At 65.5% G+C, this 13,135-nt stretch carries 10 protein-coding genes; 2 read left to right on the top strand and 8 right to left on the bottom strand.

All coding sequences use genetic code 11. The features are described from left to right. Positions 1–9: 9 nt before the first annotated feature. The 5 genes from mraZ to AC1DUN_RS01830 form a co-directional block, all read right to left on the bottom strand. Complete coding sequence (gene mraZ / locus AC1DUN_RS01810; RefSeq protein WP_074576178.1) at positions 10–438, bottom strand: division/cell wall cluster transcriptional repressor MraZ; 429 nt, start codon at positions 436–438, stop codon at positions 10–12. A 433-nt stretch (positions 439–871) separates the two neighbouring features. Further along, on the bottom strand, positions 872–2,743 hold the full coding sequence (locus AC1DUN_RS01815; protein WP_477712447.1) for an STAS domain-containing protein: 1,872 nt from the start codon (positions 2,741–2,743) through the stop codon (positions 872–874). 39 nt (positions 2,744–2,782) lie between these two features. Next, positions 2,783–3,832, bottom strand: coding sequence for an RNA polymerase-binding protein DksA (dksA, locus tag AC1DUN_RS01820; RefSeq protein WP_477712448.1), 1,050 nt, complete (start codon positions 3,830–3,832; stop codon positions 2,783–2,785). A 354-nt stretch (positions 3,833–4,186) separates the two neighbouring features. Further along, positions 4,187–5,248 carry a CobW family GTP-binding protein gene (locus AC1DUN_RS01825; RefSeq protein ID WP_477712449.1) on the bottom strand — a complete coding sequence of 354 codons (1,062 nt, stop codon included), beginning with the start codon at positions 5,246–5,248 and terminating at the stop codon, positions 4,187–4,189. A gap of 147 nt (positions 5,249–5,395) precedes the next feature. Further along, complete coding sequence (locus AC1DUN_RS01830) at positions 5,396–6,586, bottom strand: class I SAM-dependent rRNA methyltransferase (RefSeq protein WP_477712450.1); 1,191 nt, start codon at positions 6,584–6,586, stop codon at positions 5,396–5,398. A gap of 128 nt (positions 6,587–6,714) precedes the next feature. Here AC1DUN_RS01830 and AC1DUN_RS01835 point away from each other — a divergent pair, with 128 nt between their 5' ends. Further along, positions 6,715–8,550, top strand: a complete 1,836-nt coding sequence (locus tag AC1DUN_RS01835; RefSeq protein WP_477712451.1) for a sensor domain-containing diguanylate cyclase — start codon at positions 6,715–6,717, stop codon at positions 8,548–8,550. Positions 8,551–8,559: 9 nt separating this feature from the next. Here the strand turns inward: AC1DUN_RS01835 and AC1DUN_RS01840 are convergent, their stop codons facing one another. The 3 genes from AC1DUN_RS01840 to dapF form a co-directional block, all read right to left on the bottom strand. After that, on the bottom strand, positions 8,560–9,630 hold the full coding sequence (locus tag AC1DUN_RS01840) for a tyrosine recombinase XerC (RefSeq protein WP_477712452.1): 1,071 nt from the start codon (positions 9,628–9,630) through the stop codon (positions 8,560–8,562). Positions 9,631–9,641: 11 nt separating this feature from the next. After that, on the bottom strand, positions 9,642–10,337 hold the full coding sequence (locus AC1DUN_RS01845; RefSeq protein WP_477712453.1) for a DUF484 family protein: 696 nt from the start codon (positions 10,335–10,337) through the stop codon (positions 9,642–9,644). An 82-nt stretch (positions 10,338–10,419) separates the two neighbouring features. Then, positions 10,420–11,298 carry a diaminopimelate epimerase gene (gene dapF, locus AC1DUN_RS01850; RefSeq protein ID WP_477712454.1) on the bottom strand — a complete coding sequence of 293 codons (879 nt, stop codon included), beginning with the start codon at positions 11,296–11,298 and terminating at the stop codon, positions 10,420–10,422. A 57-nt stretch (positions 11,299–11,355) separates the two neighbouring features. Between dapF and AC1DUN_RS01855 the strand changes: the two genes are divergently transcribed. After that, positions 11,356–13,008 (top strand): MBL fold metallo-hydrolase, encoded by a 1,653-nt coding sequence (locus AC1DUN_RS01855; protein WP_477712455.1) that lies wholly within the window; start codon positions 11,356–11,358, stop codon positions 13,006–13,008. Positions 13,009–13,135: the final 127 nt, after the last annotated feature.

A 13,135-nucleotide genomic window follows, 5' to 3' on the forward strand; every position in this document is an offset into this window, starting at 1 on the left:
CGTCTTCTTTCAGAACGAAAAGTCTCTGAAGACATCGGGCATCTCGCCCTTCATCTGTTCGGCTTCCTGGGCCGCGTAGGTGGCGGCATCCCAGAGCTCGAAGTAGCTACCCATGCCCAGCAGCACCGTGTCCTTGCTGATGCCCGCCGCCGCGCGCAGTTCAGGCGACACCAGCACGCGGCCGGTGGCGTCCATGTCCACGTCCATGGCGTTGCCGAGAAAGATGCGCTTCCACCACTGTGCCTGCATCGGCAGCGAGGCGATGCGCTCGCGGAATTTTTCCCACTCGTTGCGAGGGAAAATCATGAGGCAGCCGTGCGGGTGCTTGGTGATGGTGAGCTGGCCGGAAGCAGTGGCGCTCAGCACGTCACGATGCCGGGTCGGCACGGAGAGCCGACCCTTGGTATCGAGAGCTAACGATGAGGCGCCTTGAAACACTGCTACAAACCTTTGGAAAACACTTTTCACCACTAAATTGCACTTCTTCCCACTTTAGCAGGAAACCATTTGCAAACAAGGGATTTGAAACAAATTTTTTCAATGAAATCAAGGACTTAGAAGCTTCTTTGGATGCGAAGCCAAAATCAAAAAGTGTTCTAAATTAAGCACTTAGCCGATGCAATGAAAGTATTGCTTTAAGGCAAGAGTTCCCAGGCGAAGACAGCAGCGCGCAAAGCGGGACTATTTCCCTTTTTCGCAGCCGCATAGCGCGCGCGAGCTGCGGGCAAGCGCGAAAAAACACGGCGCGAGGCGCGCCATCAGGAGTGAAAGAGGGAAAGCCCGGGCAGCGCCAGGCTCACTGCGGGTGACTCGGGCCGTCAAGCCGGTTGAACAAGCCCCTGCGCAGGGGCTCCAGACACCGTGGACTGCGTCAGTCGACGCGGACCATGACCCTGGCGTGCTCGGTGATGCCGATCACATTGAAGAAAGCGGCCACCAGGCGGTTGACATCGGAAAACTGCACGGCGCGGTTCTCGGCTTCGCGGGCCGACACCCAGTTCAGCAGCGTCCCCGCAGCGGAAAAATCCACGCGGATCAGCTTGGAGCAGGAGATCAGCATCATGTCCGCGCCCATCAGCTTGGCCTCGAGCTTGTCGAGCACCGCGATCGCATCGCCCTGCACCTGGCCGGACAACTCCACCGACAGCAGGTTGCTCATCTGCGAACTCGGCGCATCCATCTGGGTGTCGCCCTCGATAGCGCTGAGGCTGGAGGACACCGAATCGCGGTAGACGTCACCGATGATGGCCTGGCCGCTCAAAACGCCGCCCTGGGCGTCTATGGGCTTGTACTCGCAGCGCGCGCTGTCCCAGGCCGGCGGGGAGACTTCATAGGTGACGCAGAAGTCGAGCGCCGCGAGTTCGAAGTCGTCGGGCCGGTGCGTGACACGCAGCGCCTCCATGCGCAAAAGCCACCAGGTCTGGACCGTGTCGCGGCTGCCCGAGGGCGTGGCGTCCTGCAGCACCTTCTGAAGCTGCGCATCGCCCATGAAGCGCAGTTGGACGGGCTGGGCCGCCCAGCTGCTGAAAACCTTGTACAGCGGCTCCACGGCGGCAGCCTCGATGGTCTTGAGGTTTTTCCAGTCCAGCCGCCACGGCATGGGCGCCTTGGCCATGGCCGCCTTGAGCGTGGCCACCGTCTGTATGCCCAGTGTGGAAGGGCATACCCAGTCGGCGGCGGGACCGTTGCTGGCCTTGCCGCCCGCCGGTTCGGTGAGTTTTTTCACCATGTCGGGCATGGAGAACCACTGCGGCGCCGACCGGTCAAAACGCTCGACGAACTGGATGGCGGCGGTTTCGAACTTGTCTTGCTGAGCCGTCGCGCGGTACAGGTCGAACAGCGTCAGCCAGGTGTCGGCATGGCCGGCGCGCGAACCGTTCGGGGCCAGGATTTCGAGCAGTCCGGCTTCGGCCCCGGCGTCGTCGCCGTTGGCAAAGCGGATGGCCGCCTCTTCGAGTTCGGCGTCATGCTCGACCCCTTCATCGACATCGACAGCGCTGAATTTGGAATGCGAAAAACCGGAGCTGCCATCGTCGCTGCGGGCGCTGATACCCGCCAGCCCACCGGGCAAACCAACGGGCGCGGGAGGAGCGGCGGAGGCAGGAGCGGGGCTTGGGGCGGGTGGCCTGGCTGCCGGCGTACCGCCGGCACGCGCTTCCGCGAGGGCGATGGACAAAGAGTCGGGCGCGGTGGGCGAAGCGTCCAGCGGCGCGGCCTCCGTCGGCTCGGGTCTTTTAAAGCCCGGGGTTTGCAGGCCCGCCGGGGCCGTGGCCCGGTAAGCGGTCGGCAGGGCGTTGTCCAGCAGCGGTGCCTGCACCGAGGGGTTCCTGGCGCCCGTGGGCGAGGCATGCGGAGGGGTGCTGTCGGGAATCCCACCATTCTTGGTTTTCCACCACTGCATGGACATCTGCGCTTCGATCTCGTCGATCTTCTTGAGCGTGGTGGCCCTGTCGTCCGGCTTGGACGGCATGCTGCTCTGGAAGAAGGAAGGCCGCCCGGTCGGATCTTGGCCCACGCCCACCATGGCCTCGCGCTTGCGCATCTTGCGCAGCATGTCGAATTCGCGCTTACGCACGAAATCGTTCTGCCGCTTGCGCTCTATCATTTCCTTGAGCAGCTGCTTGCTCATGGCTTCGTCCCGGTCCGTGGCCGCCGCGTCCAGGTCGGCCCAGTTCGTGGCCGGATTCCGGACGAACTTCACCATCTTGGACAGCAGGCCTGAAGCGGTATCTTCTTTGGACATGGTCGGACGACTAAAAATACTTCTATCGGTAGCCTGGCGTCAATCGCCAAACATCTTTTGCTTGAGTTCCCGGCGCTGCTGGGCTTCCAGGGACAGATTCGCCGTGGGACGGGCGATCAGCCGGCCCACACCGATGGGTTCGCCGGTCTCGTCGCAGTAGCCGTAGTCGCCGGAGTCGATGCGGGCGATGGATTGCTCGATTTTCTTGAGCAGCTTGCGCTCGCGGTCGCGGGTGCGCAATTCAAGGGCATGCTCTTCCTCGATGGTGGCGCGGTCGGCCGGGTCGGGCACCACGACGGTGTCTTCACGCAGGTGCTCGGTGGTTTCGCCGGCGCTGTTGTGGATGTCCTGCTTGAGCACCGACAGCTTGTGGCGAAAGAAGGCCAGCTGCTTTTCGTTCATGTACTCGGAGTCGGGCATGGCCTTGACTTCGTCGTCCGTCAGCTGCTCGGCGGATTTGGTCTTCCAGTTGTTGGCAAGCTTGGGGTCTTTTTTGGCCGCCGCCTGGGGTGGCGGCGCGATCACGCGTTCGGTCATTGTGGAGTAACTGGCTTTGGCTGCGTCGGGCGCATGGGTTGGCACCATGGGTGCGGGAGGGGGTGATTGGGTGGCAACCCGGGCCGAGCTGCGCCGCCCGGGTTTCAGGGGAGGCGGAGCCATCAGCCCGGACACCGCGGGAGCGGGAGCCGGCGCCGGCACGGGGGCAACCACGGCTGGCTTGGCCGCGGGTTTGGCGGCGGCTTTCACCACAGGAGGTTTGGCAACCGGTTTTGCGGCGGGTTTCGGTGTGGTTTTGGGCACTGGCTTTGCGGGTTTGGCGACGGCCTTGGCCTTGGAAGGCACAGGCTTGGCAGCGGTTTTCTTGACGGCTGCGGCAGGTTTTTTGGGGGCTGCAGCCTTGGGCACCGGCTTGACGGCCTTTTTCGCGGCGGGTTTGGGCGCCGGCTTGGCTTTGGCGACAGGCTTGGCAACTTTTTTCACGGCTTTGGCGGCGGCTTTGGCCGCCGGCTTGGCTTTCACGGCTGTCTTGGCGGCCGGTTTGGCTGCAGCCTTGGCGGGTGTCTTGGTCTTCTTCGCTGGGGCTTTCACAATGTGTCTCCTCTGGAAAGCAGCCCTGGAACGGCCCTGAGGCCTCTAGGGCGGCTTCCTGGCCAAACTGCCGCAGTGCGGCAATCCAACCCTAGCTGTAGCCAGATTTCCTGGTTTGTCTGCCTTATCCGTTGTTTGCCAGTCATGAAAACCGCTAAATCGCGGCCCTCAACCCGCTTTTTAACCGGTTTTATACCTGACTGGCCTCCCAATTCGATTTTTTGGGTATTTTGGTCGGCGCGCGATTGTAGCGGCTCGCCAGCGCCCTGTGACACCCAAAAAACAAATCGTTGGAGAATCGAGACAAACATGAAGCCCTCCGCCTTTTATTAGGCTACAGGCGGACAGCCTACCTCAAACCAGGCACTGCTCCAGGCCCTGCACAAAAATATCTTTGGGCAGGTCGATGCCGATGAACACCATCTTGCTGTTTTTCTTCTCGCCCTCGGCCCAGGCGGGCCCCAGGTCGCTGCCCATGAGCTGGTGCACGCCCTGGAAGATCACCTTGCGGTCGGTGCCTTCCATGTTCAGCACGCCCTTGTAGCGCAGCATGCGCGGGCCGTAGATATTGACCACCGCGCCCAGAAAATCCTCGAGCTTGGCCGGGCTGAAGGCCTTGTCGGAGCGGAAGACAAAACTCTTGACGTCGTCGTCATGGTGGTGATGGTGGCCGTGGCCCTCATGCCCGTCATGGGCATGGGAGGGGTGGTCGCAATGCTCGCCGTGTTCATGGTCGTGGTCGTGGCCGGCGTGCTCGTCTTCCTTGAGGAAATCGGGGTCTATGTCCAGCTTGGCATTGAGGTTGAAGCCGCGCAGGTCGAACACGTCCTTGATCGCCACTTCGCCGAAATGCACGGCGGTCTGCGGGGCGCGCGGGTTCATGTGCTTGAGTCGGTGCATCAGCGCGTCGACTTCCTTCTTGGCGACCAGGTCCGATTTGCTGATGAAGATCTGGTCGGCGAAACCAACCTGGCGGCGCGCCTCCTGGCGGTCGTTGAGCTGGCCGGTGGCGTGCTTGGCGTCCACCAGGGTCAGGATGGAATCCAGCAGGTACTGCTCGGCGACTTCCTCGTCCATGAAAAAGGTCTGCGCCACCGGGCCGGGGTCGGCCAGGCCCGTGGTTTCTATCACCACGCGGTCGAAGTCGAGCAGCCCCTTGCGTTTCTTGGCGGCCAGCAATTGCAGCGTCTCCCGCAGGTCTTCGCGGATGGAGCAGCAGATGCAGCCGTTGTTCATCTGGATGATGTTTTCCGTGGTGTCGTTGACCAGGATGTCGTTGTCGATGTTTTCCTCGCCGAATTCATTCTCGATGACGGCGATCTTCTGGCCGTGCGCCTCGGTCAGCACGCGCTTGAGCAGCGTGGTCTTGCCGGAGCCCAGAAAGCCGGTGAGTATGGTGACGGGGATCAAGCTCATGGTGTCTACCTAAAAACGGAAGGTTGCGGGAAGGCGGGCGGGCCGCGAAAACCCAAGCTGGGGAGTTTAGCGGTGGCTTCAAGCCCTTCACAGGGGCGCGGCGAATACCACCTCGGCCAACAGTTACTTTACAGAGGCTGTCAAGCCCTAGCCGGCCGCCCGTTTCACCAACACCAGCCCCTTGAGGTATTCGCCTTCCGGGAAGGCCACCGTCATGGGGTGGTCAGGCGCGCCGCCCATACGCTCCGAAATAAAGGCGTCCACACCGGCGTCCGTGCCGGCCGATGCCACGATCTTGTGGAACAGGTCGGCGCTGATGCCACCCGAGCACGAATAGGTGAACAGCACGCCGCCCGGCGACAGGATGGACAGCGCCAGGCGGTTGATGTCCTTGTAGGCGCGGGCGGCACGTTCGGCGTGCGTCACGGTGGGCGCGAACTTGGGCGGGTCCAGCACGATGGCGTCGAAGGTCCGGCCCTCCTTCTGGTACTGGCGCAGCGAGGCGTTCACGTCGGCGTCGAGCAAGGTGGTGCGGCCGGCGTCAAAGCCGTTGAGCGCCACATTGGCCCGGGCCCGCTCAATCGCCGGGGCTGACGAATCAATGGAAGTGACGTGCCCGGCGCCGCCGGCCAGCGCGGCCACGGTAAAGCCGCCGGTGTAGCAGTAGCAGTTGAGGACCTGGCCGAACTGCAACCGCCGCGTGTAGGCGGCGAACTTCTGCCGGCTGTCGCGCTGGTCCAGGTAAAAGCCGGTCTTGTGGCCTTCGGCGATATCCAGGCTGAGTTTCCAGCCGTGTTCGCTGATGGTGATGCCGGTCTCGCCCGAGCCTTTGAGCCATCCGGTGACTTCCGGCAGGCCCTCCAGCGCGCGGGAACTCGCGTCGGAACGCTCATAGAGGCGGGTCAGCCCGGTCTGGGCCAGCAAGGCGTCGACGATCACGCTTTTCCACTTTTCCGCGCCGCAACTGGAAAACTGGGCCACCAGGGTGTCGCCGTAGCGGTCCACCACCAGGCCCGGCAAGCCGTCGGATTCGCCGTGGACCAGGCGCCGGCCATCGCTCTGGATATCGAAGCGCTCCCTGGCCTTCAGGGCCTGGGCGATGCGGGCCGCGAAAAAAGCCGCGTCTATGCGCTGGGCCTCGTCAAAACTCCAGACCCGCGCGCGGATCTTGGAGGCCGGGCTGAAGGCCGCCCAGCCCAGGAACTGGCCGTCATGGCTTTCCACCCGCACCGTTTCGCCGGCATCGCCGCCGCCCTTGGCAATGGCACCGTCAAAAATCCAGGGGTGGCGCCGCAGCAGGGAGCGCTCCTTGCCATCGCGCAATCGAAGTGTTTTCATGGTGCTATTGTCGTGGCAGGCTGTACAAGCCCTGTGCGACCGCGCCATCCCTCGCACAACAGCCACCGAAACAGCTCCCTAAACTCGTGGCGGTCGTTCACCAGAAAGTTTGAGACAATCGTAAATTAATGATTTTTGATTACTTTTTCCTGCAACTAAAGAAAACCGGGCCATTTGCGGGCGCTGTGGTTCGCAGGCCTGCGGCCATACGCACCCTGTTGCTGGGCCTGGCGATGAGCCTGCTGATGGGCTCGCTGCTGGCGCTCACCAGCCTGGACGCCCGCTCGCGCACGGTGCTGGACCTGGACGCCCAGATACAGCCGGTGGCACTGCAGGACTGGGGCGACTACTGGATAGACAGCACGGGCAAGTTCACGCCCGAGCAGGTCGCCGCCACGCCCGACATTCCGTGGAAGCCGACGCGCGCCGACGCGATCTACCCGGTCACCAGCGGTTCCTCGATGTGGGTGCGCTTCAACGTGCCGCCCGCGCCCGACAGCGAGCGCTGGTACCTCGAGGTGCCCTACCCGTCCATAGACCGGGCGTCGCTGTACACGCTGGACGGTGCTGGCCAGTGGAACGAGCAGCGCGCCGGCGACCTGGTGGCGGTCAACAAATGGCCGGTGCCGCACCGCCACCCGCTGCTGCCCATCGCGCTGTCGGCCGAAACCCCCTCCAATTACCTGCTGCGCCTGGAAAACGGCCACGCCTTCAGCGCCCCGCTGCAGTTCATCAGCGAAGGCCGGCTCAGCTACTCCGAGCAGCGCGTCTCGCTGATCCTGGGCATTTTCTTCGGCCTGGCCGGCCTGGCCGCGCTGATCTCGGCACTGGGCGCCGTGTCGCTGCGCGACACCGCCTATGGTTTTTATGCACTGTGCGTGACCTTGCTGGCGCTGACCCAGGCCACCGTCACCGGCATCGCCGGCCTGCACCTGTGGCCGGCCTGGCCCGGCTGGAGCGACGTCGCGACCTCGGTGCTGCCCATGCTGACGGTCTCGGCCACGCTGCTCTTCATTTCCGCGGCCGTGGCCCTGCCCGAGCGCTCGCCGCGCCTGCACTGGCTGATGGTGGGCCAGGCCGTGCTGGGCACGCTGGTCGCGGTGCTGCTGGCGCTGCTGCCGGCAGCCGCCCGCATGGACGTGTTCATCCCCATCATGCTGATCCTGCAGTTCAGCGGCATGCTGGTCATGGGCTGGGCCTGGCGGCGCGGCGACCGCTTCGCGCCCTGGCTGATGCTGGCCTATGTGCCCGTGCTGGTCGCCGCCGGCTGGACCATGGCGCGCAACGCCGAATTGGTGCCCATAGGCTTTCTGACCCAGCACGGCATGCAGCTGGGCGTGGCGCTGCACTTGCCCATCGTCATGCTGGTGCTGATGCTGCGCAGCCAGCAGCGCCGCGAAAACATACGCCGCATCCAGGGCCTGGACCGGGTCGACCCGGCCACCGGCCTGATCAACGGCCATGTGTTCGCCGAACGCCTGATCCGCATGATCGCGCGCTCCGAGCGGCTGCGCCACCAGAGCGCGGTGATGATCATCGACCTGGTCAACACCGAGCAGATCCAGCGCGACTTCGGGCGCAAGGCGGCCGAGGAGCTGCCGCTGCGCGTGGCCGAACGCCTGTTGTCCACCGCGCGCGAAATCGACAGCGCCGCACGGCTGTCGGAGCGGCGCTTCGGCATGCTGGTGGAAGGCCCGTTCAACGCCGAAGACGCCGGCACGCTGGGCCCGCGCATCGTGGCGCGCTGCCTGATGCCCTACAAGGGCCTGCATGTGGACTGCGTGGCGCAGGTGCACGTGGCCTATGCGCTGGTGCCCTACCAGGGCACCAATGCGCAGGGCCTGCTGACGCAGCTCGAAGAACGCCTGGCCGCCGCGCCCGCCGAGGGCAAGCGCGCGGTGTTCATGCTCGGGGAGCCGCAGCCCTTGCGGCCGGTGCGGCGCGACCGGCCCAAGGCGGCCTGAGCGGCCCGCTCAGGTTTTGCCCTTGGCCGGGCCCGCGGTTTTTTGAGCCGCTTTCAGGTCATGGCCGGCTTCAACAGGCAGCGCCGGCATGCCCGTGCCGGCCTTGGACACCGCCCGCGGATGCGCCGCGTCATACACCTTGGCCAGGTGCTGGAAATCCAGCCGTGTGTAGACCTGCGTGGTCGTGATGTTGGCGTGGCCCAGCAATTCCTGCACCGCGCGCAGGTCGCCGCTGGATTGCAGCACGTGGCTGGCGAAGGAATGGCGCAGCATGTGCGGGTGCACCGGCGTGGCCAGCCCGGCCTTCAGCGAGCGCTGCTTCAGGCGCACGCGTATGTGCTGCGGCGTCAGGCGCGTGCCGCGCTGGTTGATGAACAGGGCATGGTCCTCGCGCGCCCAGCCGCTGCGTGCCGCCAGCCACTGCCGCAGCACCTGCAAGGCCGCATGGCCCACCGGCACGCTGCGCCGCTTGGAACCCTTGCCGAGCACATGGGCCTCGGCCGCATCCAGGTCTATCCAGCCGCGCGCCTGGGCACTGGCCCGCACGTCCAGCCCCACAAGCTCGGCGATGCGCAGCCCGCAGCCGTAGAGCAGCTCGGTGATGCACTGGTCACGCAGCGCCAGCATCGGGTCACCTTGGGCGGCGTCGGCGTTATAGGCGGCCAGCTGCACGGCCTCGTCCACGCTCAGCGCCTTGGGCAGGGGCTTGGCGGCCTTGGGGGCGCGCACGTCCTGCACCGGGTTGCCCTTGATCAGGCCCTCACGGCCCAGCCAGGTGTAAAAACCGCGCCAGCCCGAGAGGATCAGCGCGATGCCGCGGCCGCTGCGCCCGGCGCCGTGCATCTGCGCGACCCAGCGCCGCATGTGGATGTTTTGCACCTCGGTCAGCGCCACGCCGGCCTGGCCGGCGTTGGCCTCGAGCTTTTGCAGGTCCAGCGCATACAGCTCCACGGTGCGCGAGGCCAGGCGTTTTTCCACGCGCACATGCTCGAGGTAGCGCTCGACCAGCGGGTGCGAGGGCGGCACCGGGCCGCCGGCTTCGGGCGCAATGTCCGGCGCGGGAGAGGGTGCCTGCGCCATGGCCGTGGTGTTTATTCGGCGGCCGCCAGCTGGGGCCGCAGCCGTGTCAGCGCCGCGCTGGCGAGTTCGCCCAGGCGCTCGAGGAAGTCGGTGCCCATGCCGCTGTGAAAGCGCTCGGGGTCGGGCGAGGCCAGCACCAGCAGGCCGGACGCATCCGCACCCGGCGCGGCGCGCAGCGGAATCATCGCCATCGACAGTGCCACCGCGGGCTCAGGCAGCCAGCCCGCGGCCTCAAAGCCCGAATTGACGCCGCAATAAGGCGCGCCCAGCGAGGAAGCAAAGGCCTTGGCGTCCTCGCTCACGCCGGTGGCGAAACTTTCGTCCGAAAAAATACCGTTCACGTCCCAGACCTTGATCGCGGCCTGCGGGATCAGGAACTCGGTGGTGATGCCTTCGACCACCGCGCCCGGCAGGTCGCGCGCCTGCGCAGCCTGCAGCAGCTTGCGCGTCCAGCGCTGCATCTTGTCGGCGATGCCGACGTTGTCCTGGCCGTGGCGGATCATCTCGACCATGCGTGTTTCCAGGCCCTTGATTTTTTCACGCAGCATCAGCGCCTGGCGCTCCTGCAGGCTGACGGCGCGGTTGCCGTGGCCGCTGGACAGCTGCACCGAAGCCAGCAACTCGGCATGGCGCTCGAAGAAATCGGGCGTGTTGGCCAGGAAATTGGCGATGTCGTCTTCGGTGATGGGATGTTCGGTTGGATTCATGTCGGGGATTGTCCTCAGTTTTGTGGCGAACGCAAAGGCGCAGGGTGCCCGCGTTACATCCGCTTTCGTGGAAAGACCGTTTTCAGACTCCGTCGGGAATGTCGATCTCGGACTCGAACACCGTGGTCGCCGGCCCCGTCATCATGACAGGCGCATCGAGCTTGCCCGGCCATTCGATGGTCAGCTGGCCGCCCCGCGTCATGACATCCACTTTCGCGTCCAGCAGACCCCAGCGTATGCCCGCCACCACGGCGGCGCAGGCGCCCGTGCCGCAGGCCAGCGTCTCACCCACGCCGCGCTCGTAGACGCGCAGGCGAATCTGCCCGCGCGAGACCACCTGCATAAAGCCGGCGTTCACGCGGCGCGGAAAGCGCGCATGGTTCTCGATCAGCGGGCCGGTTTGCAGCACCGGCGCGGTATCGACGTCGCCCACCAGCTGCACCGCATGCGGATTGCCCATGGACAGCGCGCCTATCAAAAGCGGCGCCGCCTGCGCCTGCCCCGGCAATGCCAACGGCCATTTCTCCCATGAACCCTGCGCCACGGGCGCCAGGCCGGCCGCGTCAAACGGGACGCGCACCGGCTCAAACACCGGCGCCCCCATGTCGACCGTGACGCGCCCATCGGCCTGCATGCGCGGCTCGATGATGCCGCTCAGGGTCTTGACTCGCACGACGTCCTTGCTCGTGAGCCCCTGCTCGCGCACAAAACGCACAAAGCAGCGCGCCCCATTGCCGCACTGTTCCACCTCGCCGCCGTCGGCGTTGTGGATCACGTACTCGAAATCAATGCCTTCCGCGGGCGAAGGCCGCACCGTGAGGATCTGGTCGGCGCCGACGCCAAAATGGCGGTCGGCGAGGAAACGGTACTGCGCGGTACTCAGGCCCAGCGGGCGCCGGGTTTCGTCGAGCATGACGAAATCGTTGCCCGCGCCTTGCATTTTGGTGAATCGGATTCGCATCAGGGGATTATCTGTGGTTCTTTCTATCCGGCCGGTCCCAGAAGCCATAATCCAAAAATGCCCCGCCCTTCCCAACAACTGCATCCTCACCGCGACCCCGCCCCATTGCGCCCTGCAGCCACCGTCCTGCTGCTGCGCGACACGCCCCAGGGCATCGAGGTGCTGATGACGCGCCGCTCCATGACGGCCAGCTTCGCGCCGGGTGCGTATGTCTTCCCCGGTGGCGGCATCGATGCGGCGGATGCGGCGGCGCACGCCCAGTCCACGCGGCGGGCCACGCAAAGCGATCTGCACCTGACCCAGGCCATCGCGGCGATCCGCGAAAGTTTTGAGGAGCTGGGCGTGCTACTCGCGCGCCATGCGGATGGCAGCCATGCCAGCACGGCGGACATCGCGGCCCTGGACCGCAAGGCACCCTTTGCCGCGCAATGCCGCGAGCGCGGCCTCACGCTGGCGGGCGACGAGGTGTTTGTGCTGGCGCACTGGATCACCGACCGCGACCTGCCGCGGCGCTTCGACGTGCCCTTTCTGGTTGCGCGCATGCCCGAGGGCCAGAACCCGGTGGCCGACGAGGCCGAGCAGTTCGAGCCGGTCTGGGTACGGCCGGCTGATGCGCTGGCGCGGCATGCGGCGGGCGATTTTTTCATCATCTTTCCCACCATACGCACGCTGGAAAAGCTGCGGCACCATACCGATGTCGACGCGGTGCTGGCCGCCTGCGCGTCCGAAATCCCGCTGTGGACCTCCTGCCCACGCGCCGGCCTGCTGGGCGGCAAGGAAGCGCGCTATATGGAGCATGAAGCGCCCTACGGCGAACTCGCGCTGACCTGCCCCGACGGGCAGATCGTGCACACGCTGGACTGGCAAAGCGCGCGGCCGGTGGCGCTGCTGCGCAATGTGAGCCGCCTGACCGCCCCCAACCCGGGTGTGATGACCGGGCCGGGCACCAACAGCTACCTTGTCGGCGACGCGAGCACCGGCTACATCGTGATCGACCCGGGGCCGGCCGACCACGAACACCTGCAGCGCCTCTGGCAGGCGGCCGGCGGCGATATCCGCATGATTGTCTGCACGCACTCGCACCCCGACCATTCCCCCGGGGCCAAACCGCTGCAGGCCTTGTGCCGCACGGCCCCGCCCATCCTGGGCCTGCCTTCGGCGCCCACCGCGCGCAGCGCCAGCGCCTTCACGCCGGACCGGGCGCTGCAACACCGGGAACGCCTCACGCTTTCAGGACAAGGACCGGACGGTGAAACCACCATCCACACGCTGAAGGCGCTTCACACCCCCGGCCATGCGGCCAACCATGTCTGCCTGGTGCTGGAGGAAGACGGCCTGCTGTTCAGCGGCGACCACATCCTCAACGGCAGCACCACGGTCATAGACCCGCCGGACGGCGACATGAACGCCTACCTTGAGTCGCTGGATGCGCTCAGCGCGGCCTGCGACGAACACCGGATTGAATTCATCGCCCCGGCGCACGGTTATGTGATCGGCGCGGCCAAAACCGCGATTGCCCAGCTCAAGGCGCACCGCCTCAAGCGCGAGGCCAAGATCATCGGCGTGATGCGGGCCCGGCCGGACGGCACGATGGACGACTGGGTCGCGGCCGCCTACGACGACGTGGACCCGCGCATCTGGCCGGTGGCCAAGCGCTCGCTGCTCGCGCACGTGGAACGCATCGAGTCGCAGGGCTTTGCCAATCTGTAGGGCTGCGCTCCCGCAAGCCTGCCAGTCGCCTCAGGCACACCAATTGCTTGGCTTTTGGCGGTCACGGTTTATACTTTTTTTCTCATACCTGCCGGCAACCGGGCCACCAGCCCGACTTTCCGCGGGA

The organism is Polaromonas sp. P4_F6 (assembly GCF_056401275.1).